Annotated in this window: 22 protein-coding genes and 1 pseudogene; 10 read left to right on the top strand and 13 right to left on the bottom strand. The window is 66.5% G+C overall.

Annotated features, from left to right (window positions below):
* Positions 1–26: 26 nt before the first annotated feature.
* Together AB0H61_RS31505 and metE are read left to right on the top strand one after the other, a co-directional pair.
* Positions 27–899, top strand: coding sequence for a 3-hydroxybutyryl-CoA dehydrogenase (locus AB0H61_RS31505; RefSeq protein WP_357311369.1), 873 nt, complete (start codon positions 27–29; stop codon positions 897–899).
* Between the two features lie 226 nt (positions 900–1125).
* The gene (gene metE, locus AB0H61_RS31500; protein WP_357311368.1) at positions 1126–3429 is read left to right on the top strand and encodes a 5-methyltetrahydropteroyltriglutamate--homocysteine S-methyltransferase; all 2304 of its coding nucleotides are present in this window, start codon (positions 1126–1128) and stop codon (positions 3427–3429) included.
* 57 nt (positions 3430–3486) lie between these two features.
* On the opposite strand, the gene AB0H61_RS31495 is transcribed toward metE, so the two are convergent.
* Both AB0H61_RS31495 and AB0H61_RS31490 read right to left on the bottom strand, forming a co-directional pair.
* Positions 3487–4677 carry an AI-2E family transporter gene (locus AB0H61_RS31495; RefSeq protein WP_357311367.1) on the bottom strand — a complete coding sequence of 397 codons (1191 nt, stop codon included), beginning with the start codon at positions 4675–4677 and terminating at the stop codon, positions 3487–3489.
* A gap of 87 nt (positions 4678–4764) precedes the next feature.
* The gene (locus AB0H61_RS31490) at positions 4765–5817 is read right to left on the bottom strand and encodes an NAD(P)-dependent alcohol dehydrogenase (RefSeq protein WP_357311366.1); all 1053 of its coding nucleotides are present in this window, start codon (positions 5815–5817) and stop codon (positions 4765–4767) included.
* 103 nt (positions 5818–5920) lie between these two features.
* Here AB0H61_RS31490 and AB0H61_RS31485 point away from each other — a divergent pair, with 103 nt between their 5' ends.
* Positions 5921–7021, top strand: coding sequence for a trypsin-like peptidase domain-containing protein (locus AB0H61_RS31485; RefSeq protein ID WP_357311365.1), 1101 nt, complete (start codon positions 5921–5923; stop codon positions 7019–7021).
* Positions 7022–7033: 12 nt separating this feature from the next.
* Here AB0H61_RS31485 and AB0H61_RS31480 read toward each other — a convergent pair whose 3' ends face one another.
* The 3 genes from AB0H61_RS31480 to AB0H61_RS31470 all read right to left on the bottom strand — a co-directional run bounded on the left by AB0H61_RS31480 (position 7034) and on the right by AB0H61_RS31470 (position 9077).
* A complete protein-coding gene (locus AB0H61_RS31480; RefSeq protein ID WP_357311364.1) occupies positions 7034–7600 on the bottom strand; it encodes a vitamin K epoxide reductase family protein in 567 nt (188 codons plus the stop codon).
* On the bottom strand, positions 7597–8361 hold the full coding sequence (locus AB0H61_RS31475) for a thioredoxin domain-containing protein (RefSeq protein WP_357311363.1): 765 nt from the start codon (positions 8359–8361) through the stop codon (positions 7597–7599). Before AB0H61_RS31475 ends, AB0H61_RS31480 begins: the two co-directional genes overlap by 4 nt.
* Before the next feature lie 134 nt (positions 8362–8495).
* The gene (locus AB0H61_RS31470) at positions 8496–9077 is read right to left on the bottom strand and encodes a TetR-like C-terminal domain-containing protein (protein ID WP_357311362.1); all 582 of its coding nucleotides are present in this window, start codon (positions 9075–9077) and stop codon (positions 8496–8498) included.
* Positions 9078–9171: 94 nt separating this feature from the next.
* On the opposite strand from AB0H61_RS31470, the gene AB0H61_RS31465 reads away from it, so the two are divergent.
* Both AB0H61_RS31465 and AB0H61_RS31460 read left to right on the top strand, forming a co-directional pair.
* Positions 9172–10509 carry a carboxylesterase family protein gene (locus tag AB0H61_RS31465; RefSeq protein WP_357311361.1) on the top strand — a complete coding sequence of 446 codons (1338 nt, stop codon included), beginning with the start codon at positions 9172–9174 and terminating at the stop codon, positions 10507–10509.
* Positions 10510–10541: 32 nt separating this feature from the next.
* Entirely contained in the window at positions 10542–11312 is a 771-nt protein-coding gene (locus tag AB0H61_RS31460; RefSeq protein WP_357311360.1) for a class I SAM-dependent methyltransferase, read from the top strand.
* A 132-nt stretch (positions 11313–11444) separates the two neighbouring features.
* Here AB0H61_RS31460 and AB0H61_RS31455 read toward each other — a convergent pair whose 3' ends face one another.
* From AB0H61_RS31455 to AB0H61_RS31440, 4 genes and pseudogenes are all read right to left on the bottom strand, one after another.
* Positions 11445–13028, bottom strand: a complete 1584-nt coding sequence (locus AB0H61_RS31455; RefSeq protein ID WP_357311359.1) for a DUF222 domain-containing protein — start codon at positions 13026–13028, stop codon at positions 11445–11447.
* Positions 13029–13732: 704 nt separating this feature from the next.
* Complete coding sequence (locus AB0H61_RS31450) at positions 13733–13984, bottom strand: GNAT family N-acetyltransferase (RefSeq protein ID WP_357311358.1); 252 nt, start codon at positions 13982–13984, stop codon at positions 13733–13735.
* 55 nt (positions 13985–14039) lie between these two features.
* A pseudogene (locus AB0H61_RS31445) lies at positions 14040–14825 on the bottom strand (transposase); the annotation flags it as partial.
* Positions 14826–16529: 1704 nt separating this feature from the next.
* Entirely contained in the window at positions 16530–17273 is a 744-nt protein-coding gene (locus AB0H61_RS31440) for a GntR family transcriptional regulator (protein ID WP_357311357.1), read from the bottom strand.
* A gap of 253 nt (positions 17274–17526) precedes the next feature.
* On the opposite strand from AB0H61_RS31440, the gene AB0H61_RS31435 reads away from it, so the two are divergent.
* From AB0H61_RS31435 to AB0H61_RS31420, 4 genes are read left to right on the top strand one after another with little or no spacing between them, the layout of a single operon-like run.
* Positions 17527–17916, top strand: a complete 390-nt coding sequence (locus AB0H61_RS31435) for a hypothetical protein (RefSeq protein ID WP_357311356.1) — start codon at positions 17527–17529, stop codon at positions 17914–17916.
* 28 nt (positions 17917–17944) lie between these two features.
* Positions 17945–18589 (top strand): hypothetical protein, encoded by a 645-nt coding sequence (locus AB0H61_RS31430; RefSeq protein WP_357311355.1) that lies wholly within the window; start codon positions 17945–17947, stop codon positions 18587–18589.
* Positions 18586–19317, top strand: coding sequence for an ESX secretion-associated protein EspG (locus tag AB0H61_RS31425; protein WP_357311354.1), 732 nt, complete (start codon positions 18586–18588; stop codon positions 19315–19317). The genes AB0H61_RS31430 and AB0H61_RS31425 overlap by 4 nt, the downstream gene beginning before the upstream one ends.
* A gap of 21 nt (positions 19318–19338) precedes the next feature.
* Positions 19339–20184: a polyphosphate kinase 2 family protein gene (locus tag AB0H61_RS31420; protein WP_357311353.1), complete on the top strand. Its 846-nt coding sequence runs from the start codon at positions 19339–19341 to the stop codon at positions 20182–20184.
* Between the two features lie 4 nt (positions 20185–20188).
* Here AB0H61_RS31420 and AB0H61_RS31415 read toward each other — a convergent pair whose 3' ends face one another.
* The 4 genes from AB0H61_RS31415 to AB0H61_RS31400 all read right to left on the bottom strand — a co-directional run bounded on the left by AB0H61_RS31415 (position 20189) and on the right by AB0H61_RS31400 (position 24342).
* The gene (locus tag AB0H61_RS31415) at positions 20189–20821 is read right to left on the bottom strand and encodes a methyltransferase domain-containing protein (RefSeq protein WP_357311352.1); all 633 of its coding nucleotides are present in this window, start codon (positions 20819–20821) and stop codon (positions 20189–20191) included.
* An 8-nt stretch (positions 20822–20829) separates the two neighbouring features.
* Positions 20830–22080 (bottom strand): saccharopine dehydrogenase NADP-binding domain-containing protein, encoded by a 1251-nt coding sequence (locus AB0H61_RS31410; RefSeq protein ID WP_357311351.1) that lies wholly within the window; start codon positions 22078–22080, stop codon positions 20830–20832.
* 41 nt (positions 22081–22121) lie between these two features.
* Entirely contained in the window at positions 22122–23582 is a 1461-nt protein-coding gene (locus AB0H61_RS31405; protein WP_357311350.1) for an AarF/ABC1/UbiB kinase family protein, read from the bottom strand.
* 130 nt (positions 23583–23712) lie between these two features.
* Positions 23713–24342, bottom strand: a complete 630-nt coding sequence (locus AB0H61_RS31400; RefSeq protein WP_357311417.1) for a TetR/AcrR family transcriptional regulator — start codon at positions 24340–24342, stop codon at positions 23713–23715.
* Positions 24343–24793: 451 nt separating this feature from the next.
* Here AB0H61_RS31400 and AB0H61_RS31395 point away from each other — a divergent pair, with 451 nt between their 5' ends.
* Positions 24794–26011: a DUF445 family protein gene (locus tag AB0H61_RS31395; protein WP_357311416.1), complete on the top strand. Its 1218-nt coding sequence runs from the start codon at positions 24794–24796 to the stop codon at positions 26009–26011.
* The last annotated feature ends 31 nt before the right edge of the window (positions 26012–26042 follow it).

Genomic DNA, 26042 nt, shown 5'->3' with positions numbered 1-26042 from the left:
CCAGACCAAACCAGCAGGAGCGGGACGTGAGCAGCGAGAAGATTCAGCGCGTCGGCATTATCGGCGCCGGACAGATGGGTGCCGGAATCGCGGAGGTGTGCGCACGGGCGCATGTCGACGTGCTCGTCTACGAACAGACTCGGGAACTAGCCGCCGCCGGTCGCGCGCGCATCCTGCGTTCGCTGGACCGTGGGGTGTCCAGCGGCAAAATCACCGAGCGGGAACGCGAGCAGGCCGCCTGGCGCCTGCGCTTCACCTCCGACCTGGGCGATTTCGCCGATCGCCAGCTGGTCGTCGAGGCGGTGCTGGAGAACGAAGAGGTCAAGACCGCGATCTTCGGCGAGCTGGACAAGGTCGTCACCGACCCGAACGCCGTGCTGGCCTCGAACACCTCCTCGATTCCGATCATGAAGATCGCCGTCGCGACCGCGAATCCGGAGCGCGTGGTCGGCATGCACTTCTTCAACCCCGTGCCGGTGCTGCCGCTGGTCGAGCTGGTCACCACGCTGAAGACCAGCGAGTCGGTCTCCAAGCGGGCCGAGGCCTTCGCCGGTGAGGTGCTCGGCAAGCAGGTCGTGCGCTCGGCCGACCGCTCCGGCTTCGTGGTGAACGCACTGCTGGTGCCGTACCTGCTCTCGGCCATCCGGATGGTCGAATCCGGTTTCGCCACCAAGGAGGATGTCGACAAGGCCATGGTGCTCGGCTGTGCCCACCCGATGGGCCCGCTGGCGCTGACCGATCTCGTCGGCCTCGACACCGTCAAGTCGATCGCGGACTCGATGTACGCGGAGTTCAAGGAGCCGTTGTACTCTGCCCCGCCGCTGCTGATGCGTATGGTCGAGGCTGGGTTGCTCGGCAAGAAGACCGGCGCCGGTTTCTACCAGCACAACCGGGGCTGATTTTGATCGCAGCGCCTGCGGGCGCTGCGGGTTCGCGGCCCATTATGTCTCGCGTCCGAGCGGTCGAGAGTCGCGCCTTCAGCGCATGCGCTTCGACCACTCGGCCGCGAGACGGCCGCGAACGGTCGCTCGTAAGACTCGCTCCGTGCGGGGTCGGGAGTGCATTCGAGTGGCACCATCGTCTCCAGCGGGCATCGCGTAGGTGATCGAAAAGGAGTTCTCGCGCATGGTCAATGTCACCGACGGCTACGGTTCCAGCATCCTCGGGTACCCGAGGATCGGGCCGCACCGAGAACTCAAGCGGGCACTCGAGGCCTATTGGCGCGGTGCGATCGGCCGCGACAAACTCCTCGAGGTCGGCCGCGATATCCAGGAGCGTCAGTTCAGTGAGCTGGCCGCCACGGGTCTGACCCAGGTGCCCGGAAATACCTTCTCCTTCTACGACCACGTTCTCGACAACGCGCTGCTGTTCGGCGCGGTGCCCAAGCGCTTCCAGGCATACCGGGCCGTGATGGATCCGCTGGACTTCTACTTCCTGATGGCGCGCGGCAGGCCGGATCTGCCGCCGCTGGAGCTGGTCCGGTACTGCAGCACCAACTACCACTACCGCCAGCCCGAACTCGATGCCGACACCGAGTTCTCGCTGCACCCCGAGGCATTGCTGGACGAGTGGGATCGGGCCGCGGCGCAAGGTATCGAGCTGCGCCCGGTGATCCTCGGACCGGCCTCGCTGCTGGTGCTGTCCAAGGCCGGTCACGTGCCGGGCGAGGCCGAATTCGACACCCTCGGCCTGCTGGACAAATTGCTGCCGGTGTACGAGGAACTGTTCGAGATCCTGGCCAAGCGCGGCTCGACCTGCGTGCAGCTGGACGAGCCCGCCTTCACCAGTGAACGCACCCCGGCCGAGCTGGCCGCGTTCGAGCGGGCCTACCAACGGCTTTCGAAGGCGCCGCTGCGCCCGCGCATCCTGGTCACCGGCCAGTACGGAGATTTCGGTGAGGCGCTGACCATTCTGGCCGAAACCAATGTGGAGGCCATCGGCCTCGACCTGGCGAGCCACCGGATCCGGCCCGAGGATCTGGCACAGATCCCCGGCATTCGGCGTAAGCGGCTGTACGCGGGCGTGATCAACGGTCGTAATGTGTGGCGCGCCGACCGCTACGTGACCCTCGAATACCTGAACGAGCTCGCGCAGGTGTGCCCGGATCTGGTGGTCTCGACCGGTACAACGCTGCTGCACGTGCCCTACGACGTGCTCGCCGAATACGAGATCGAGGGTAATGTCGCCGACCGCCTCGCCTTCGCGAAACAAAAGGTGGGCGAAGTGGTTTCGCTCGCCAAGGCACTGACCGAGGGGCCTTCGGACAAGTGGCGCAAGCGGCCGACCGAGGTGCACTTCAAGCAGAAGCACGCGGTTCGGCAGCGGGTGTACGCGATTACGCCGGAGATGCGCACGCGCGAACCCTACGAGGTGCGCCGGGAAGCGCAGCAGGCCAAGCTGAATCTGCCGCCGGTGCCCGCGACCACGCTGGGTTCCTTCCCGCAGACCAGCCGGATCCGCCAGGCCCGTTACGAATTGGGGCAGGGCAAACTCTCCTACGAGGAGTACCGCAAGCGGATCGAGGCCGAGATCGAGGCCACCATCCGGTTGCAGGAGGATATCGGCCTCGATGTGCTGGTGCACGGCGAGCACGAGCGCAATGACATGATCCAGTACTTCGCCGAGCTGCTCGACGGTTTCGCGACCACCCACTTCGGCTGGGTGCAAGTGTACGGATCCCGTTGTGTGCGACCGCCGATCATCTACGGCGATGTCGCGCGCCCGGCCCCGATGTCGGTGGAGTGGATCACCTACGCCCAGTCGCTGACCGAGAGGCCGGTCAAGGGCATGGTCACCGGCCCGGTGACCATGATCGCGCGCTCCTTCGTGCGCCAGGACCAGCCGCTGCACGAGACCGCCGATCAGGTGGCGCTGGCCATTCGCGACGAGGTGGTGGATCTGGAGAAGGCGGGTATCGCCATCATCCAGGTCGACGAGCCCGCGATCCGGGAGTTGCTGCCCGCCCGCCCCGACGGCCGCGCCGAATACCTGCGCTGGGCGGTCGCCGCGTTCCGGCTGGCCACCTCGGGCGTCCGGCCGGAGACCCAGATCCACACGCATATCGGCTATTCCGGCCGCGCCGAGGTGGTCGAGGCGATCGATGAACTCGACGCCGACGTCACCGCGATCGTCGCGACCCGGTCCATCGAGTGGGTGCTCAAGGCGCTGACCGAAGACTGCGCCTCCGGCCACGGACTCAGCCACGGCGTCGGACCCGGTGTCTACGAAAGCCGTTCGGCGCGTATCCCGGATATCGACGAGCTGGACGAATTGCTCACCGCCGCGGCGCAAGCCGTGACCCCGGGACGCCTGTGGGCGAATCCGGATGGTGGTTTGAAGACCCGCCACTACTGGCAGTTGGAGCCGTCGCTGCGCAATATGGTCGCGGCGGCCCGCCGGGTCCGGCGGCGCGCGACCGCGAGCGAGTAGCACGAAATCCGAGGCCGCCTCCGCATCCAGCCGATGCGGAGGCGGCCTTGTTTCGACTCAACCCCGCGGCCGACCCGATCCGATGCGGCGAATGGCCAACTGCCTGGTCCACTTCCGGTCCCTCTTCTTCGGTAGCTCCGGCTCGATGTGGTCCGGGTCGACCTCGTAGCGGCGGATGTAGGCGCCGGAGAAGGCCTGCACCGTCGCGGTGACCGGGATGGCGAGCAGCGCGCCGGTCGCGCCGAGTAGCGCGGCGCCCGCGAGTACCGCGCCGAAGGCGACGGCCGGGTGCATCTCGAGCGCGGTCGCGGTGATGCGTGGTTGCAGGACATAATTTTCGAACTGCTGATACAGCACGATGAATCCGAGAATCCACAGCGCCGTGGTCGGGCTGTGCACCAGTGCGACGATCACCGGCAGCGCGCCCGCCAGATAGGTGCCGACGGTGGGGATGAATTGGGATACCACGCCGACCCACAGCGCGAGTGCGAAGGCGGATGGTACATCCAGCACCCGCAGCGCGACATAGTGCGCGATCGTCGAGCACAGTGCGAGCAGGCCGCGCGAATAGATGTAGCCACCGGTCTTGTCGACGGCGATATCCCACGCGCGCAATACATGTCGCTGTTTGCTGGGCGGCAGCAATGACGAGACTGCGTAGCGGAAACGCGGCCCGTCGGCGGCGAAATAGTAGGTGAACAGGAGGACGCCGAGGGCTTGGAACAGCGCTCCGATCGCGGCGGTGCCGATGCCCCAGGCGTTTCCGGCCAGCCCGACCAGGTAGCCCTCGATCTTGTCGCTCCACTCGGTGGCGTACTTCTGGATATCGGTACCGGAAATATCCTGGTGGAATGTCCGATTGAACCAATCGACGGCCGCGTCGGCGTACTCCGGCGCGTTCTGCACCAGGGTGGTGACCTGGTCGACGAGCAGCGCACCGAGCGTCCACAGGAACGCCACCACGATCAGCAGCAACCCCAGGAAGACCACCCCGGTGGCGAGCCCACGGCGCACCCCGCGCGCGGCCAGCCAGTTCACCGCCGGCTCGATGGCGAAGGCCAGGAACAACGAGACCAACAGCACGGTCAGCAGGCCCTGCAACCGCTGCAATATCCAGAAACCGGCGATGAGTCCCGCGATCGTCGCCGCGGCGAGCAGGAATGCCCGCAACAGCCACGGCGGCGGCCCGGCCGTCACATCGGCGGAAACCCCCGCCGTCCCGGTTGATTCCGATTCATCCGCAGACACACGGCCAACGTACTCACCGCCGATGGGCTCCGCCCGCGACATGCCCGGCCGGTACATTCGGCCGGGCCCGCCGAACAGCGGTGATACTCAGATCGTCGCGGTATCGATGACGAAACGGTAACGGACGTCACTGGCGACGACCCGGTCGTAGGCGCTGTCGATTTCATCGGCGGAGATCAGTTCGATCTCCGCGCCGATACCGTGCTCCGCGCAGAAGTTCAGCATTTCCTGGGTCTGCGCGATGCCGCCGATCATCGATCCGGACAGCGAGCGGCGCAAGCCCGAAAGGTTGAAAGATTTGACGCTGATCGGGTTCTCGGGCACGCCTAGCATCACCAGGGTGCCGTCCAGGTTCAGCAGTCGCATGTAGCGGTCGATCGGCAGGTCGGCCGAGACGGTATTGAGGATGAGGTCGAAGCGGCCGCGCAGGTCGCGGAAGATCTGTTGGTCGCCGGTCGCGTAGTAGTGGTGGGCGCCGAAGCGTTTGCCGTCATCCTGCTTGCTCAGCGAGTGGCTGAGCACGGTGACCTCGGCGCCCATGGCCGCGGCGATCTTGACGCCGACATGCCCGAGCCCGCCCATGCCGATGATCGCCACCCGCTTGCCCGGTCCGGCGCCCCAGTGCCGCAGCGGCGAGAACAGCGTGATGCCCGCGCACAGCAGCGGTGCGGCGACATCGAGTGCGATGCCATCCGGAATCGACACCACGAAGTTCTCGGTCACTACGACCTGGGTCGAGTAGCCGCCCATGGTGTAGCCCTCGGGCTGCACGGCCGGATCGACCGGGGTGTTGTAGGTCATGGTGGCGCCCCGGGTGCAGTACTGCTCTTCGTCGGCCAGACACGGGCCGCAGACGCCGCAGGAATCGACCATGCACCCGACCCCGACCCGGTCGCCCACCCGGAACTTGGTCACCGCGCCGCCGACCGCGGCGACCAGGCCCGCGATCTCGTGTCCTGGGACGCAGGGGTACCTCGTACCACCCCATTCGTCGCGGGCGGTATGGATATCGGAGTGGCATATGCCCGCATATTCGACGTCGATCAGCACATCGTGCGGACCCAGCTCTCGGCGTTCGATGGTGACCTTCTCGAAGGCGCCGTCAGGCGTGGACAGGGCGTACGCGGCGGCATTGCTCATGTGTCCATGCCTACCGTCGCATGACGTGGTTTGCCAATCGGCCCGCTGAGGAAGATCTCCGACGACAATGGGAATTGTCAGGCCTGGCGACGGCGGGAGAGCGATGGACGACGAGACCACCAGGGGTGGCGGGCGGGTTCTCGCGCTGATCGTGGCCGCGGTACTGGCGCTGGCCACCTTCCTGGGCTACCGGGGTGAGCTGCCGAACTGGGCGCCGTTCGCCGGGCCCGGAACGGTGGTCGCCACGCTCACCCAGGAGCCCGTGCCGCCGCTGGATCCGGTCGCGGTGGCCGCGTCCGTCGAACCCGCGCTGGTGAATATCAGCACGTCGACCCGGCAGTTCGGGCTCGGGGCCGCCGGATCGGGCATCGTGCTCACTTCGGACGGGCAGGTGCTGACCAGCCATCACGTGGTGAAGGGCGCGGAGACGGTGACGGTCACCGATGTCGGCAACGGCGAGGAATACAGCGCCACGGTGCTCGGCTACGACTCCACCGCCGATATCGCGCTGCTCGGACTGGATGGGGCCGTCGGCTTGACCGTGGCCCGCATCGGCAGCTCGGCCGACGTACGGGTTCACGACGAGGTGCTGGCCATCGGGAATGCGGGCGGCACCGGCGGTACGCCGACCGCGATCGCGGGCAATGTGACCGATCTGGACAGCACCATCGTGGCGCTCAATGCCGCGGATCTGTCCCGCAAAGCGCTGTCGGGCATGCTCGAGGTGGCGGCGCCGGTCAGTTCCGGTCAATCCGGTGGTGCGCTCGCCGATCGGCGGGGTGCGGTGGTCGGCGTGGTCACCGCGGCGTCCGGGGAACCCGTGCCGGATCCGGACAGGCAGCCCAACGGCTATGCGGTCCCGATCGATACCGCCATGCGGGTGGTCGATCGGATTCGCTCGGGAATTCCGACCGAGACCGTGCATATCGGGCCCACCGCGACACTCGGGGTGCTGATCTCGGATGCGAAACCGCTCGGCGCGCGCATCGATATGGCGATCTACGGAATGCCCGCACATGCCGCGGGGCTGGCCGAGGGTGAGGTGATCACCTCGATGGACGGCCAGATCATCGCCACGGCGCGGGCCCTGCGCGCGGCCATCAACGTCCGCAAACCCGAGGAGATCGTGCGTCTCGGCGTCATCAGTATCGGCGGCGGCCAGCGCACGGTCAGCGTGGCGCTCGCCACGGGCACACCGAATTAGCCGAATGCCGGACTAGACCAGGGACAGCCAGTAGTCCTGGAATCGCAGGAAGATCAGCAGCAGGACCACCGCGTAGAACAGTGCGACGATCGTCCACCGCCACTCCGCCAGAATGCCGAGCGGCCCGCGCGAACCACCCCACAGCTGGTCGGTGCAGACGGCGAACAGCGGCGTGATGATCGCCCACACCACCATGCAGTACGGGCACAGCGCGTTGATCCGGTACAGGCTCTGGAAGATCAGCCAGCAGACGAAAACGATGCCGAGCACCGTGCCGAGCCACAGTCCGCCCCAGATCCAGCGCGGCAACCCGACCCCGGCGATCGCGAGCACCCCGAGGGTGATCACCACGGTGAAACCGACGACGCCCATGAGCGGGTTCGGGAATCCGAATACGGCGGCCTGGTCGGTCACCATCACCGACCCGCAGGACAGGATGGGGTTGATGCTGCACGAGGGCCGATAGCCCGGATCGGTGAGGAGCTTGAACCGTTCGACGGTCAGCGCCACGGAGGCGAGCCAGCCCGCCAGTCCGCCCAGCAGGAGCAGCCAGGCGGACCGGGGCGGGGTGTCGATCACTGTCCGCTTGCGGCGGCGATCGCCTGGGCGAGACCGCTGGGGTTGATCTGCTTGCCGTTGACGAAGACCGACGGGGTCGACTGGATGCCGCTGTCGAAGGCCTCCTGCGTCTTGGCCTTGACGAACTTGTCGTAGGTGCGGTCGTTGATGCAGCTCGCCACGTCATCGGAGTAGCCGACGGACTTCGCGATCTCGATCAACTGCTCGTTGGTCAGGCCGGAGCCGCCCTCCAGCGGCTGCTGCGCGAACATCGCGGCCAGCCAGGCCTGATACTTCGACGGATCGGCCTGCGCCACGCAGTAGGACGCGTTCGCCGCGCGGCTGGAGTATTCGGTTCCGGAGGACGCGCGGTCCAGGAACGAGATGATGTTGTACTCGACCGCGGCGGTGCCGTTGTTCACCGAATCCTCGAGCACCTGCTTATTGGCGGCCTCGAAGGCCTGGCAGGCCGGGCATTGCAGGTCGGCGACGACCCGCACGGTGGTCTTGGCGTCGGGCTTGCCGATGCGGATCGAACCGTTGTCGGTGATGGCGCCGGTGATTCCGCTCGGGTTCTGGCCCGCGGTAGCGGCGATCGACGGGGTGGGGCCGGGATTGTCCTTGTCGGACTTCTTCATCGCCAGGCCGATGCCGATGCCCGCGACGAGGCCGATCAGGACTACGGCCACGGCCACTTGGATGAGGATCTTGCGGTTGCGGTCGGCCCGCTGCACCTTCGCCAGAGGGTTCGGATTCTTCCGTCCACCCGGGTTCTTGCTCACCGTGCGTTCACCACGCCTTTCGCTCGCCTAACCGGTTTCGCCTGCCGCCACGATGGTAGTTCCGGGGATCTTCCCGCGTGGTCGGGCACGGCCCACATCATCGTGGGTGAACCTGAGAGATTCCGAAAAATCGGTCAGCGGGGCGTCACCCCGGTCAGGACCAGGTCGACGGCGGTGTCCGCGAGATCGGCGGGGAGCGGATCGCCCAGGTGGGTGATCCGCAAGTGGACCAGGCCGCCGAGGGTCAGCATGGTCAGCCGTGGATCGGTGGTCGCCGCGATCTCGCCGCGGGCGATACCGCGCCGGATGATCTCCTCCGAAGCGCCGAGGCGGCGCGTCCAGAACTCGCGGCGCACCCCGGCCACCTCCGGATCGGTTTCGGAGACGACGGTGCCGCGGATGAGCGCGGCGCCGGACGGCGTCTCGGCGAACCGGATCAGATCCGACATGAATGCCACCAGGTCCGCACGCACCGATCCGGTGTCGGGGATCGGGATTTCGGTGTCGATCCGCGATAGCAGCGCGTCGAGCAGCAGTCGGGTCAGCGTCTTCCAGCGGCGGTAGATCGAGGTCTCGTGCACGCCCGCGTCGGCGGCGACGTCGGCGACGCGCACGTGGTCGATGCCGATGGTTTCGATGCGCGCCAGCGTCGCGTCCAGCACGGCCCGCTGGAGTCGAGCGCCGCGCAGCTGCGGGGTGTGGGTCGGATCGGCCATGGATCGATTATCGCAAGTCTTCTTGCGTTGTGGGATGGCGGCACTTACCGTGGGCCATATCGCAAGTCGACTTGCGATAGAAGGTGAGAGTGTCATGGACGACGTGGTCGCGCCCTCCGGGCGATGGCAGGGGCGAACGGAAGCGGGGGTGGTCGCGTTTCGCGGCATCCGCTATGCCAGGGCCGCCCGGTTCGGCAAGCCGGAGCGCGAACCCGCGCATCAAGGGGTGCGCGACGCACGTTCCCCCCACGCGACCGCGCCGCAGTTACCCGCGCGGCTCGGCACCGTCATGGGTTGGCCGGAGCCGCTGGCACAGACCGAGGATTGCCTGGTGCTGAGCGTTACCGCACCCGCCGATGCCGAGCCGGGCCGCTGTGCGGTGCTCGTTTGGCTGCACGGTGGGGCTTATCTGACCGGCAGCGGCGAATGGAATCTGTACGACCCGGCGCGACTCGTGCGCGAGACCGGGATCGTGGTGGTATCGGTCAGCTACCGGCTCGGCGTGCTGGGTTATCTACGGGCGCAGGGGATTTCCCCGGGAAACCTCGGGCTGCTCGATCAGATCGCGGCCTTGGAATGGGTGCGCGACAACATTCACGCATTCGGCGGTGACCCCGGACGCATCACCGTGGCAGGGCAGTCGGCCGGTGCCCACTCGGTCGTCGCGATGCTCGGAATCGAGAGTGCCCGTCGACTTTTCACGCGTGCCATCGTGCAGAGCTCCCCATTCGGGGTGTCCTTCCAGAGCCACGCGGCCGCGGAAAAGGCCGGGGCCGTCTTTCTGGACGAGCTCGACGGCGATCCGGCGACCGCCGCGCTGCCGGATCTGCTCGCCGCACAGGGACGGGCGGTGCTGCGCCTGGCCGGGCCGGGTGGGCTCAATGCCGCACCGCCGTATCTGCCGGTATGGGAGACCGACCCGTTGCCCGCGCAAACGGTGTGGGACCGGACGGTGCGTGAGCGGGCCGGAGCCGCGCAGGTGCTGATGGGATGTACTGCCGAGGAGATGCGGGCGTTCTACGACGGTCCGCATCCGGTCTTCGGGAGGGTGCGCCGGGTGCCGGTGCTCGGGGAGCCGCTCATCGCGGCGGTACGGCGAATTGTCGGTCGAAAGGCCTTCGAGGACGGAGTATTCCGGTTCGCGGACCTGCTGACCGATGCCGGGGCGCGGGTCTATTGCTATCGATTCGGGTGGTTGCATCCGGACAACCCCTTCGGCGCGTGCCATTGCATCGAGCTGCCGCTGCTCTTCGGTGCCGCCACGGACTGGCGGGACGCACCCATGGTGCGACCGCTGAGCCCGGCCCAGCTCGACGCCGTCGGCGTTCGAACACGACGGTACTGGGGCGAATTCGTCCGAACCGGCGATGTCGGCGATGCGGCTTGGCCGACGCATCGTCCCGGATCCCGCGCCGTGCACCAGCTCCCGTGACCGAGCTGTCCCGATATAACTACGGTGAAGCCATGTCCGGCGATTCGGCGCGCGGCTTCTACGACCACCTGGCCGCCACCTACCACCTGCTCTACCGCGACTGGGACCGGGCGATCACCGACCAGGGCCGGGCGCTCGACGCGCTCATCCGCGGTGAGCTCGGTCCGGGCGGACGGATCGTCCTCGACGCCGCCGCCGGTATCGGCACCCAGTCCCTCGGCCTCGCCGCGCGTGGCCACACCGTTATCGCCACCGACCTCAGCCCGGCCGCCACGGCGCGCGCCACAGCGGAGGCGCATGCCCGTGACCTGCCCCTGGCCACGGCGGCGGCCGATATGCGCGCCCTGCCGTTCCGCTCCGCCTGGGCCGATGTGGTCGTCTGCGCCGACAATGCCCTCCCGCATCTGCTGACGCCGCCCGATCTGACGGCCGCGCTCACCGAACTGCGCCGAGTTCTGAAGCCGGGTGGGCTGCTACTCGCCACCACCCGCGACTACGACGCCCTCCGAATCCACCGCCCCACCAGCACGCCACCCAATTCGGCGGTCACCCCGACGGCCCGCACCGTCAGCTTCCAGCTCTGGCACTGGGATGACGAGCACTACGACCTGGAGCTGTTCCAACTCACCGAGCGGAACGACTCCTGGACGGTCGACTCCGCTCGATCGCGCTACTGGGCACTTACCCGCGACCAACTCGCGGCCTTCGTCCTCGACGCCGGTTTCGAACACCCGACCTGGCATACGCCGGAGGACGCCGGATTCTTCCAGCCGGTGTTGACGGCTCGGAAGCCCGGCGAATAACCCGTCAGCGCTGCCGTGAACTGATTCCTGGACACCATCCCGAAATCCGCCACGGGCAAGATCCTGCGCAAGAACCTCCGCCTCCGCGAATACCTGACCGGCGACTCGGCACGGAGCTGACCGATACGCCGATCAGCGTCCGAGTGTTGCGCCCGTCCGGGGCGGACCGGTACATGACCTAGCGGTCGACGCGGCCACCGCGGTGCCGCCGCGTTCGGCGACGACTTCGGGGTGCGCCGACATCGGCTGCTCTAGGCGATGCAGCCGTCGGAGGTGTCGGTGGTGTTCGAGGTTCGTGTGGGTGTGGATGCGGGCGAGTGCTTCGGCAAGGAATTCGCCGGGGTGGTGGCGATGGTTGACCGTCGGGGTTTGCGACGGGTCGAGATGAGGTGGTGCGATCCATCCCGTGCGGCCGGGATACTTCGAGTCCGGTCCCAGGACAACGGTTTTCCAGCCGCCGGGGCCGTTGTGGACCAAGGCGTGGCAGCGATCGCACGCCAGGGTCTCATTGCCGATGTCGGTGGGCCCTCCCTTGCCCCATTCGGTGACATGATGGATCGCGCACAAGCTTGCCGGTGCGTCGCAACCTGGGCGGGAACAGCCACGTACGGCGGCGATCAACGCCATCCGCTGGTCGGCGGTCGCCAGGCGCTTGGTCTTCCCCAGATGCAGTGGCACACCGTCGTGGTTGAACACCATCAGGAACGGCTGTGAGCGTTCGGCCAGTTTCAACGCCTCCGGCAACGGCACCGTGCCCCCGGTCGCCGTCGTCGCGACCCCCGCGGCCTTCTCGACATCGGCCACACTCATGGTGAGAATCGTCGACACCGGCAACCCGCGATGCCGACCGAGCGCATCGGGGGACACCCCCGGTCGCAGCAACGCCAGCACCGCATCATGTGTGCGTTGCGCGGTGGTGCGGGTATCGCGCCGCGCGGCCGCCGCCAACCGGTCGTTGTCGACGAATTCGTAATCCCCGCAGGGGCTGTCGGGATCCTCCGGATTGTTCATACCCGGCCGCCCGAGTTTCGCGACAACCGGATCCAGCAATGCGCGCAGAGTCGGGGTGAGCTCACCACGGATCGGGGACATTCCATCCGCGCGCTGGCGCCCGATGCTGATACCCCGCATCCGCTGCCGATCACGCTCGTCGGTGAGATGGCCATCCGGGTCCAACCGCGCCAGGATCGCTTCGCCCACCTTGGGAATGTCATCGGGTGATCCCGTGCGAGCGAAATCGGCCAGGATCTCTTCGGCCGCCCGGAATTCCGCATCCCGCGTCGAACCCGGTACTCGTTTCATCACCGCGGCGATCCCACGCGCATGATCGACGGAAATGTCGCCGTCGGCTTGCGCGGCAGCCGTCGCGGGCAGGTGTGGCTCGACCGGTTCCCCGCCCATGTCATGCCACGTTCCCAGCGAGGTCGCGGCGCCCACACGAGCCGCGGCATCGGCGCTGGACAGCCGCAAGGTTTGCATGAGGAACCGCTTCACCGTGCCGGTGCCGCTATGCGAAGGCAGCGATCGATCGGAGGCCTCCACAATCAGACGATGCCCCACCGCTGCCAGCATCCGGCTAGCTTGTTCGACCTCCCGCAACGCACACACGACCGCATCATTACTCAGCCCTGTCAACGGCGCCTCGAGCAGTTCGGCAACAGCGACCCGCAACAGGTCGGTAACCCGTCGCTCCTCCGCCTCGCTGCTCGAACGCATGTACTAAACCTACCGATCCGATACCGCGACACGCCAGAGGGTTTCACATCTGAACTGCACGTCTTCACATTGGACAGATGTGAAACAGTCACGGCCACAACCATTTCCCCGATCTCGTGGTCATGATCGTGGCCACATGCCACGTATTAACCGTGCACCGGCTGTCGTAGTGGTGCGCCATGGTTGATGACCGCACGCCGCGTTCGCAACCTCGTACGGGTCGTGCCTGCACGCCTTCGCAACCGTGACCGTGGCCATGTTCGTAGCCCCGCGCAGGTCGTGCCTGCGCGCGGCCCTCACGAACGTGACTTGGGCCGTGTTCGTAACTGTGCGGGCCGTGCCTGCGCGCTGTCTTTGTGAATGTGACTGTGGGTCATGTCCATAGCCCTGTGTGGGCCGTGCCTGCATGTCGCCTACGCATCCCGGGATCGGGAGCTGAGATGAATGATCCGCATCGGTACGCGGTGATCGGGGAGGGCTGGCCGATTCGGGGGGCCCTATGGTTTTGGTCAAGCTGGATCGGTCGTGGTCGGTTGCGCCGTCGTGGCGTTTCGGTGTCAGTTCAGTCGTAGTAGGCCGGCGTCTGTGGTTCGAAATCCGCAGGTGTCGTGATAGAAGCTGTTGAGGTGTGGTTCGTAGTCGACGTGGAGCCACTCGATACCGAGATCGCGTAGGTCGCCGACAAGAGCCGCGACCAGGCTGGTTCAGATGCGCTGATGCTGGAAGTCGGGGTCGACCACGGTGTCGAGGAGGAACGCATGCCGACCTCCATCCCAGACCGCATGCACGAACCCGACAAGCCGATCGCCGACGAACGCACCGACCCACGATCTGCTGTGCCGTTTCAGACGCGCTGTCCAAGGGCTCAGCACGTGGTCACCGCCGAATGCGTCGGCGTGGAGCCGCGAGAGCACCTCATCGTCTACAGCGAAACGGATGCGGAGATCCGCGATCATGCGGCGTCCTCTCAGCGCAGGTCGTCATGACGAATGAAGTCACGTCATCGTGGCATCACGTCGATGCTGGGACCAGCGGATTTCGGTAGCGTTGTTTGGTTTTCAGCATGACGTAGATGACGTCGCAGCGGCGTCGGGCCAGGCAGATGAGGGCGGCGTTGTGTTTCTTGCCCTTGGCTCTCTTGCGGTCGTAGTAGGCGCGGGATGCGGGGTCGTGTAGTGCGGCGAAGGCGGACAGGAACAAGGCTCGTTTGAGTTTGTGGTTGCCGGACCGGGCGGGGGTGCTCGCCGCGGATCGAGGAGCCGGAACGGTGAGCGACCGGGGCGATGCCGGCGTAGGCGGCGAGGTGGCCGCAGGAGGCGAAGTCGGAGCCGTCGCCGACTTCGAGCAGGATGCGGGCTCCGGTCCTGACTCCGATGCCGGGCATCGAGGTCAGGACCTTGGAAGGAGGGTGCGCATCGAGCATCCTCTCGATGTCATAGGCGATCGATTGCCTTGGCTGGAGAACGGCTTTGAGCTGGTCGGCCAGTGTCGGCAAGACCGCTTCGGCGGCCTTGCTGCCCGGGACTGTGACCGTCTGGGTGGGCAGTGCGGCCAGGATCTCCTCGACCAGGCGGCACCCATGCGGGGTGCGTGTTTGATCGCGATAGTGGTCAGTTTCCGTCGCCCGGCGGTGCGGATTCCGGCGGGGCCGTCGCAGCGGGACAGGATCTCGAGGACCGCTGGGTGGGTTGCTCGTGGTCCGAGGACTCGTTCGAGGGCGGGATGGATTCCGGTGAGCAGGCCGCGGATGCGGTTGCTGGTGCGGGTCGCTTCACCGGCGAGGTCGTCGTCGTATCCGCACGCCTGTGCCAAGTCGTCGTTCCTTCATCAAGTCGAACCACTGGACGGCCGCCCGATCCGGCATCGACGCCCGGCACCCACGTTACGAAGAGACCTGTGTTCGGCCCTGTCCCTATCGGCGGTCCGTCGATGCCACCAGGACCCGGCGACACCACCCCCCGGATCATGCGAAAGACAGGGGCAAGAAGTCATACCGGGCCTGGCGACCGTGGCCCTGGTTCACGACCACGAAGAAGGTAACGGGAGCACAAGCCATGATCGCGCACCGCTGGTGGCCGAAGACCGTGTTCACAACCCCGCGAGGGTCCTCGTAGGTCCGTACCGCAGGCCGCCTTCGCAATCCGTATGGGTTGTGACCGCGTACTGCGTCCTGTATCGGTGCGGCGATGTGTGTTCGCCGAATGTATTGTGCGGTTTGTCGAATCGACACCAAGCTTCGGTCGCTGGGTCGCGTCTGGCGCGGATCCCTGGTCGAGTGAGGGGTTTTCGCGGCCCTTCGTGCCGATATAGCAGTGCTGGGCGCGCCGCCTGCCGTACCCGACTGTCCCCTGCTGCCAGGATGTGCGGTGCGGGCTTCCGGCCCGGCTGGCGGGCTGTGGTCGCCTTACAAACCCGCCGGACAAGAGAATGCGGTCATCGACGACAGGGAAAGCGGTTGCTGCTCAGCGTCGAACGACCGCCATTCCTCCACCCGCAGAACGACATCACCGCGCTGGTGACCTCACTCCCATTTTCACCGTCGACCACATCGCAGCCGTCGTCGCCCAATCCCTCAACAACACTCCACTTTTCATCATTGAATTCGCGAAACCGGACCACAGCCGGTCGACCGGCCCACAAAGCTGAACACCGCGCACCTACCTGCGGGAGGTAAGCCCGGTAGGCCACCCAACGCGCCCAGCGCTGCTCCAGTGCAAACCCGGGTAGGCTCGCCGCCACTGCAATACGTCCACCTGGGGCGATTCGTCCCTAACGTGCTCAGCCATCCTCGAGCACCGTTCCCCGAACGTGCTCAGCCACCGCTCTCGGACACTGTCCCCAACATGCGAGTTACCTTCAGTGCACCGTTCCCCAACGCGCCCAGCCGCTCCGGGCACTGTTCCTCGAGGAGCGAAGCCGCCTTCCCTCAACCACTCAGCCCCCAAGACGCCTTCGCTCCACCGGACGCCCCGCCTCGACCTGGCTGTCGCCCGACGAACAGCGCCGGTTGGATCCCACCCGCACCTCCTCGCAATGCTCAGCCACCTCCTCCAACCGTTCAGCAGTACAGACATCTTCGAGCCACGCCCCCGCCCTGACCTGGCTAGAGCCCGACAGCGCCGGTGGCATCTCACCCACACCTCCGCGCCGTGTGGAAAACCAGGCGGCGAGGAAGTGTGCGCGAAACTATCTACCGGTCGCCGCTTACCTCAATCCGGCCGATCCGGCGCCGTCGGCGGCGCAGTACCGAGATCGATCATCTTCCGAAAAATCCCGGGAGCCATCGCGAACTCGAATTCGGCTCCGCCGCTCTCGAATACGTATGTCAGATAATCTTCGCGGCGGAGTGGGGCACGTCGGATCGAACACTGCTCGCCGACGATCACCCAACTACCGATGGTCAACTGATCGAACATCGCACCTCCCACCCTGTGGCCTATGCCATTCTCGACAGAGTGGACTATGCCACTGGTGGGGCAGGCTGTCAACGAAGATCGCGGGCTAGGAGCCGAGGGAGTATTCCTGCTGAAATGCCCAGTGCTCAGGGGGATTTACGATTTCGTCGAACTGGAGCACCGTTCCGTCGGTGGCGTGCAGCGTCAGGTGGTATACGAGTACGGCCGCCGGTCGTGTCAGTCCGAGTAGGCGGCGTTCCTCCGCCCCGGCCAGTCGTGCGCCGACCTCATCGCGCGCGTAGGCGACCAGAAGTCCGGTCGCCTGCTCGATATAGCGCGCGGTACCGCCTGGCAACCGCGCGGCGATCAGCAACTTCTCGGCTGTCTCGGCGAATGTGCCGGGAAACCACGAGGTGGACAGTTGGATCGGACCGGAGTCGTTGGCAATCAACCGCTTTCGGGCAATTGCGGAACTCCCGGGCGGCAGACCCAATGCCGCGGTGACCTCTTCGGCTCCCGGCACCACCTCGGCCGACAGCACCGTCACCGATTCGTGCTCGGCATATCGCGCCCCGTACCGCCGTGTCCGTTCATGTCCCTCGCGCACCTGCGCGTCCGCCCGAGCGTCGATCACGTAGGTCCCGGAACCGCGCCGCGATTCCACCAATCCCTGCTGGCGCAACATATTCAAGGCTTTGGACGCAGTCGGTCGTGCCACCTTCCAGCTGGCCGCCAACTCCCGTTCCGACGGTACTTCCGCGCCCGGGGCCAGTTCGCCCCGCAGAATCTGATCGCGGATGTACCCCGAAATCTGCAGATATTTCGGGAGCACCTCTTCGATTTCGGGCACCGAACGCCTTCCGTTCCGCAGCCGTCATAGACCGGTGGTCAGTGTAGCAATCGGCCCGCATCCCGCGGTCGGCCCGGCAAAGGGCTGGAAAGGCCCTCCCGCGAACCGGATCCGGTTCGCGATCTTGCGAAACCAATCGTGCGGCATATCACAGCCGCGTGGGGCGGCCAAGCGGGCAACGATGGACCTTACCTACCGGTAGAGTGCCGTCCAGTATGGCGGTGGGTGTACCGAGCAGAAGGGGGATACCCAGATGGCGGTACCGGAGACCGGGCAGGGGAGGGCTCGGGAGCTGTATGCGGCGGCCACCGGCACGGATGGCGCGCGTTTCGAGCTGGCCGCCGACGTCGCCGATAATCTCGCCGCCGCCTGCGATCGTCTCGTCGAGGATCTGCGAAAGGCAATGGCAACGGGCCATTGCGTGACGCAGGTGGCGGGCTTTCCCGATCTGCCCTCGGGCCACGGCCTGGCATCGGGTTTCGCGGAGAAGGGCCACCAATTCCTCGACACCATGACGGCATTCCAGGAGACGGCGCTGCTGTTCAAGGCCGCGTATCTGGCGGCGGGACACCGCTTGGCCGACGCGGAGGCCGCCAACCGCGCGGCGCTGGCACTGGTTACCGACTATCTGGAGCCGCGATGACGGCCCGGGGCGCCGTCGAGGGGTGACGATGGTGGATTCCGCGGCCCGAGCGGCCGCCGACGATATCCGGGTGCGGCAGCGCGCCCTCACCGCCGCCGCCGGATCGGTGAGTGGCGGAACCGATCCCGCGTACGCCCCCGAGCGCGAACGGTTCGGCGCGTACACCCACCAGGAGATCTGGGATCGGGTGCACCAGCACCTCGACCCGGCCGCGCTGGGTGCGGTGGCGGGCTGCTGGCAGGCCAATGCGACCGCCGTCGCCACGGCCTTTCAGACCTTCGCCGACACCACCGACCGTGAATTCGCGGGCTGGAGCGGCCGTGCGGCGGAGGCGGCCCAGCGGGCCACGAGGGAATTCATCGCGATGGGCCATACCGCATACGAGGTGTGCCGCGCGGTACAGCGGCTGATGGAGTTGAATTCCGAGGCCGCGCAGGCGATTCGGGCCGCCATCGCATCGCCGCAGCAGTACCGTCCGCTGGACGACCCGGCCGCCGAGGCCGTGTTCGGCGGCAAGCGGCGGTTGGATCACGACCTGTCCGTCGCCGCGGCACAAGCCGATGCCCAGGACACCATGACCTACGTCTACACCCCGACCATGCCGGCCTCCGGCGATGCCGTGCCCCGCTTCACCCCGCCGAACGGCCCACCCGGCGGGAGCGACATACGGTGAGATGGGTTTTCACCCCGGACGAATTCACACATGTCTGGGAGAGCGAAACGGGCCTGGACCGGCGGCCGTATCCGATCAATATGATGCCCGCGGCCACCGTGCGCACCGAAACCGAATACGCCGCACTGCGATTGCCGCAGCGGTTCGCCCGTCAGGCCGATCCGGATCTGGCCGCCGCGCTCATGCTGTGCGCCCGCACCGACGCCACCACCATCACGGTCTCGGGCGAGCACAGCAATATCGCTGAGCGCAACGGGAATTCGATCGACGACGACCGAATCCTCGCCTTCGCCGCGGTGGTGCACAACCACGCGGGCATCCTGGTCGCCGTACCGGACAAGGTGACCGTGCTGATGTGTCACGCACGTAATCTCGGTCAACGGCTGGTGCAGATCATCGGTCCCGGCAGGCCGGGCCGTCTCGGCTCGATGCGGGAACCGCAGAATGCCGTGCTGAGCCCCGACCCCGAGGGACCGTCCTCGGCCAACGGCCAGCGCGGCGCCACCCGGTTCCGGAATACCCTGCGTAAGCCGGTCGACTGCCGTGGCTTCATCACCGTCACCGTGGATCCGGACAATCCGATGTCACCGCCGACCCGGCACCGCACCTGGCTGGATTTCACCGGCGACGGCCGATATCTGCTGACGACCTCGCACGATCTGATCCTCACCCCGGTCTCCGACGAAGATTTCGCTACGCAATTGCTTCGCCTGGCTCAGATCCGCTGAGAACCGTGGTAGGCATGGGAAATGGCGAAGTATTGGTCCCGCCCCGCCGCCGAGGCGCTGAAAGCCGATGGTTTGCGGATCGCTGATCTCGACACCTCCGCCACCCCCGGATTCTCCGGTGACAAGGCGATGGGCCTGGGATTGCTGGCCGAGCGGGCCACGCTGCTCTCGGGCCTGCAGGAAAAGCTCTACGCCAATGGCCGGTCCGGCGATAAACGCAGCGTGCTGCTGGTGTTGCAGGGCATGGATACGGCGGGCAAGGGCGGTATCGTCCGGCATGTCATCGGTTCGGTGGATCCGCAGGGCGTCGACCATGCCGCCTTCAGCGTGCCGACACCGGAGGAGAAGCGCCACCACTACCTGTGGCGTATTCGCAAGGCGCTGCCGCGCGGCGGACAACTCGGTGTCTTCGACCGGTCGCACTACGAGGACGTCCTGGTGGTCCGGGTACACAACCTGGTGCCGCCCGCCGAGTGGGAGCCACGCTATGACGAGATCAACGCCTTCGAACGGGAGTTGGTGGACGAGGGCATCACGCTGGTGAAGGTCGCCATGTTCGTCTCTCTCGATGAGCAGAAGCGGCGGCTGCGCCAACGCCTCGAGCGACCGGACAAGTACTGGAAGTTCAACCCGGCCGATATCGATGAACGCGCGTACTGGCCCGCCTATCAGGACGCCTACCAGGCCATGGTGGATCGCACCTCGACCGCGTACGCGCCATGGCATGTGATTCCGGCCGACCGGAAATGGTTCTCCCGGTTGGCCGTGACCGAACTGCTGATCGACGCGTTGGAGACGCTGAAGCTGGACTGGCCGTCCGCGAAGTTCGACGTCGAAGAGGAACTGCGGCGCCTCGACAAGGCATGAGCCCCTACGCGGGACGACGCGCGCGGACGTATTGCAGCAGCCGGTGCACCCGCTGATCGATATCGACCAATCCGAGCTCGGCGAACAGCTCCGGGAATGTGTCGTTGTCGAACACCCGCAGCCCGCTCCACCCGCCGACGATGCGGCTGGCGTGGCCGAAGGCGGTATCCGCGCGGTGGCTGGTGGTGATCGCGATCCGCCCGCCCGGTGCGAGCACACGCACCATCTCCCGGGTGGCCGCGAGCGGATCCGGGATCAGGTACAACGCACCGAAGCAGCAGACCGCGTCGAAGGTGCCGTCCGCGAACGGCAGTGTGCGGGCGTCGCCACGGAGGTAGCCGACCCGTGGGCCGGCATTGTCGACCACCGCGCGGGCCAGCATCGGCTCGGAATAGTCCAGGCCGATGGCATAGCCGTCACCGGACAGCCTGTTGCTCAGATAGCGCGTGAAATTGCCCGGGCCGCAGGCGATATCGAGAACCTTCTGATTGCCGTCGAGGCCGAGCGCGGTGACGGCGTCACGACGATCGGCCGCCGTCGTCCGCCCGCTCGCCAGGTAGAACAGCGTCGGCCGCCAGGCACGTTCGTAGACCGCGGCGAGCGCGGGCGCGTTCATGGTGCGTCGAGCGAGATTCATCGGGTGATTCAGCCCCGATCGACGTCGATCGTCATGCCAGCGGCCCGCAGTCGATCGGTGAGCGCGTCGCCCATCGCGGAGGCGGGGGTGAGAATGCCCGCCAGCTCGGGCTGGCTATCGGTGTCCAGGGCCAGGCACAGTCCGGCCTCGCCGAGCAGCACCGCCGTCGCCTGGTACCCCGGATCGCCCTGGCCCGCGAAGGTGGCCACGTATTTCGCGCCGGAGGTGGTGTTCGCGTAGGTCTTCATCGTGAACCACCCACTCATGCGGGCCTTTTCGCTCGGTCCGGTGCCCGGCTTCGGCAGCACCCGATCCAGCAGTTTGCGGCCCACCGATATCCGGGACAGCAGCGCGCCCGCCGTCATCGTTGCCACGATGCCGCCCGCGAAACCCGCCGCGACCAGCGGCGCGAAGGGTGACTTGCCCGCGTTCATCACCTCGCGGTAGCGGAAGTTCTTGCCGTATACCCAGCCGAGCAGGCCGTTGCTGCGCCGCACGATCTTGGTGTTGTGCGCGGCCATCACAAAGGTGCCGACCCAGCCGTCCAGGCTCGGGTCGATACTGCTGGCCCGCTGCAATGCCTGATCGGACTGGCGCCCGACGTCCGGGTCCATCGACTTGTCCGGGCTCAGCGAATACGGATGCGCCAGCACGGCCGCCTTGGACGAATCCTCGGCGATCGCCTCCATCATGGCGCGCCCCGAGTCGATGGTGCCGCCGCTCACGCCGCCCTTGAGGCTGGCGATCAGCGTGGTGTCGGTCAGCTCGCCGGCATTGTCCGCGACCGAACGCCGATACAGTTGGTACACGCTCAGATCCGACGGAATCGAGTCGTACCCACAGGAATTCACGATCTTCGCGCCGGTGGCGACGGCCTGGTCGTGGTACTTATCGATCGCCTCCCGGATGAACAGCGGCTCACCGGTGAGATCGGCGTAGTGGGTACCCGCCTCGGCGCAGGCCGCCACCAGCGGCAGCCCGTAGCGCAGGTACGGTCCGACCGTGGTGACGACGACCTTGGTGCGTGCGGCGAGCGCGTTCAGTGCGGCCTGATCGGTCGAATCGGCCACCACCAGAGCCCAATCCGCCGCGCCTGGGCCGAGTTCGCTACGCACCCGGGTCAATTTGTCCAGCGACCGCCCGGCCAGCGCGATGCGAGCGGTCGCGGGTGCGGCGCCGATCAGATACTCCGCGGTGAGCTTGCCGACGAAACCCGTTGCGCCGAAAAGGATCAGGTCGAATTCTCGGTTGTCTGCCATGACTGTCTCTTTCGTTCCTGTTCGAAGGCCGAAGTGCGCGTTCAGGCTTCGCCGCTACGCGCCCGGCCGATGGTCTTCTTCGGCGCCGCTTTCCTGTCGGGAGTCTTCGGCGCCCGCTTCGTGGTGACGGGCGGGTTCTCGGTGAGCCACTGCCGGTGGGCCTTGCCGAGTTCGGTGACCGGCGGTTCGTCGTAGAGCCATTCGCGCGAGATCCGGTGCCAGTTCGCGGTGACGTTCAGCTGGCCGAGCATGCCGAAGGTGAGGAAGTCGGCACGCCGCGAAAACAGGTGCTCCGGAGGCAGATTCTGCTGTTTCATCCCGGCGAATTCGCTGGCCCGCGGATCCACCGCGAGCAGGAAGGCGCCGCTGGCGAGCTCCGGGGTGATGGTCAGCTCCTCGTCGATCAGACACCATTCCGAGGCCGCCAGCACGTATTCGAGGCATTCCTCGGCGCCGATCTCCTCCGGTGAGTCGATCACCCCGCGCTGAATCATCAACTCCCGCAAGTCCTCGGCCCGGTCCTCGGCGGCCGCACGCAGGCAGATCAGCTCGAACCGCACATGTTCGGGATCCATCCGGTTGAACAGTCCGAAGTCCAGAAAGCCGACCCGGCCGTCGTCGACCAGCAGCACATTGCCCGGGTGCGGGTCACCGCAGAACTCGTTGAATGTGAACAGCGATCCGACGTAGAAGCGGTAGATGATCTCGCCGACCCGATTGCGCTCGGCCGCGGGCAGCTGCCGGATCTCCTCGAAGCCCTTGCCCGGCAGATATTCGCTGACCAGAACCCGGGTGGTGCTCAACTCGGGCAGTGAACGCGGCACCGCGATGAACGGGTGGCCCGCGTAGAGCTCGGCGATCTGCAGCTGGGTGGCGGCCTCGGCGTGATAGTCGAGCTCGCTCTCCATATTCAGCCGTAGCTCGTCGAGCACCGCGGGCGTCACCCACGGCATCGCCGATTGCAGCACCTTGCGGAACATGTTCAGGTTCTTCAGGTCCGCCCGCACCGCCGCATCGATGCCCGGGTACTGGACCTTCACCGCGACCACGCGGCCGTCGTGCAGGCGCGCCCGGTACACCTGTCCGATCGAGGCCGCCGCGATCGGTTCCGGCTCGAATTCGGCGAAGACCTCGTCCAGCGGCCTGTCGAAGTCCTCCTCGATCACCCGGCGCATGGACTCGAAGGAGACCGTCGGCGCCGCATTGCGCAGCACGGCCAGCCGCTTCTGGAAACGTTCGCGATGGTCCTCGGGCACCAGGTCGAGATCGAGGACCGACATCATCTGGCCGAGCTTCATGGCCACGCCCTTCATGGTGCCGAGCACCATGACCACCTGTTCGGTGGTGCGGATCATCGACTCTTCCGCCATCTTCGCCCGCACGGCCTCTGACCTGCCCCGCATCGACAGCCGGGTGCGCTGGGTCCGCAGCACCGAACTCGCTGCCACTGCCCCCAGCTTGGTGCCACGAGCAAGCCGAGAAGTCGGCACTTGCTTCGCCATCGAGGTACCTCCATTGGTGCCGACGCGCGGGCGGTGACCTACCCCACTGTGGTGCACCGCTCGGTTCAGACTAGCCAACGGCTCGGCAAAGTCGAGTCGGCCGTCACACCGCCGGCCCGCGATCCGGCTGTCAGGAGGCGGTGTCTTCGACCCCGTTCGACAGCACATGCGGCTGCGCGTTGAAGACCGCGCGGGAGCCGCGGGCGCGCATCATGCCCTCGATGGCGCTCCACACCATCATGGTCAGGTAGTCGATGACTTCCTCGCGCGACATCGTCTTGTCGGTGGTCCACCAGTGCGTAGCCAGCTGGATGCCGCCGACCAGTACATAGGACCAGAGCATCGCGCCCTCGGTCTCCGCGCCGTGCTCGCGCCCGCGATCCACGATGACGGTGGAGACGACCTCGGCGAAGAGCTTCTCGAACTCCGCCAGCGAGGACTGATCCGAGCCGTTACCCATGATGAAGCGGTAGACCTCGGGGTCCGCGTCGACGGTGCCGACATAGGCGGCGAGGGCCGAGCGCACCAGGTCGTACTCCGCGGCGTCCAGGCTGATCGCCTCGTAGACGCGGGGCATCAGGGTGGTCTCGATGAACCGCTGCATGGTCGCGTGGACCAGATCGTTCTTATCGGAGAAGTACCGGTAGAGCACGGTCTTCGAAACGCCGATCTCGGCCGCGATCTCGTCCATGCCCGCATTGGAGCCGCGGTTGCGAACGGCGGCGAGGGTGCCGTCGACGAGTTCCTCGCGACGGTCGATCTTGTGTTGCCGCCACCGGCGCTTACGTCCGTCCGTCCGGCCGGTGCGGACCGCCGCCGGTCGCTCGGCGAGCTCGCCGACGTCGACAAGGTCTTCGGTGGACAGCGTGGGCTCCCTCGTTCGTAATTGTCGTGGACTTCCAGCTTAGGTGCAGGCCACCCCGCTGAGTCGCGTTTGGGTCGCCGATGCGGTACGAACCACAGATTCTGTCGTCCCGCGCGACGTCCGGGAGCTCGTCGCACGGCCTCGGCACAGCAGAATGGGACATATGGAGAAAGCTCCCGGCAACACAGCGGCACGAGCGACGGGCCCGGAGGCGGCAGCGGAGCGTGACTACGCGGGGCCCCGCGAGCGCCGCCGATCCGACATCGCCGTGCTCGAAGCGCCCAGTCCGGCGGGTCCGACCGGTTTCTTCGTCGACGAGGCGAGTAAGCGGCGGGATCTGTTCCGGATGAAGGCGCTTGCCACCGGGCTGCTCGCCTTCGCCACCGTGGTCTACCTGTTCTGCCGCTGGCTGGAGTCGCGAGGTGCGGGCGGCGATTGGGTCGGTTATGTACGGGCCGCCGCGGAGGCGGGCATGGTCGGTGCGCTGGCCGACTGGTTCGCGGTGACCGCGCTGTTCCGTCATCCGCTCGGCCTGCCCATTCCGCATACCGCGATCATCCGCAAGAAGAAGGATCAGCTCGGGGCCAGCCTCGGCAGCTTCGTCGGCACCAACTTCTTGGCGCCGGACGTGGTGTCGGCGAAGGTGAGTTCGGCGCAGATCTCGTGGCGGGCCGGCCGCTGGATGGCCGATCCGGGGCATGCCGCCCGGGTGGCCGAGGAGAGTTCGACGATTCTGCGCGCGGTGGTGGGTGTGCTGCGGGACGAGGATGTCGAGCAGATCATCGACAACACGATCGTGAAGCGGATCGCCGAACCGCTGTGGGGTCCGCCGATCGGGCGGGTGCTCGCGGAGCTGCTTGCGGATAACCGCCAGTTGGCGCTGCTGGACATGCTTGCTGAGCGCGCACACCAGTGGGCGCTGGGCAGCCAGGAGACGATCGACCGGATTGTTTTGCGTGACGCGCCGCAATGGGCGCCGAAATTCGTAAACATTCTGCTTTCAGAAAAGATCTACCGGGAGTTGGTCGAGTTCACCTGGAAGGTGCGGTCCACACCGGATCACGAGGTGCGGCTGGCGGCGAATCGCTTTCTGGAGGAATTTGCCAACGATCTGCAATACGACGACGCCATGATCAAGAAGGCGGAGCGGATCAAGGCCCAGGTGATGGGCCGCGAGGAGATCACCGGCATGGCCGAGGCGACCTGGCGCGCGGCCAAGCGGCTGATCCTGGAGTCGGCCGACGATCCGAACAGCACGCTGCGGCGCAAGGTGGCCGAGAATGTGCAGCAGCTCGGTGAGCGACTCCGCGACGATCAGGAGATGCGGGCCAAGGTCGACGGTTGGATCGACCGTGGTACGCGTTATCTGGTGGGAAACTATGCCGGGGAGATCACCACATTGGTCACCGATACGGTTGCCAAGTGGGATGCCGAGGAGGCGAGTAAGAAGATCGAATTGCAGGTCGGGCGCGATCTGCAATTCATTCGGATCAACGGAACGGTCGTCGGTTCGCTGGCCGGGCTGGCGATCTACACGATTTCACAGCTGCTGTTCCACGGCTGAGCGTAAAGCGCTACATGTTTGCCCGAAGGGT

It is taken from the genome of Nocardia sp. NPDC050710 (genome assembly GCF_040654375.1).
Lineage (GTDB): Bacteria > Actinomycetota > Actinomycetes > Mycobacteriales > Mycobacteriaceae > Nocardia.
The sequence above is the reverse complement of the archived record's forward strand: the minus strand, read 5'-3'. Positions and strand labels throughout refer to the sequence as shown.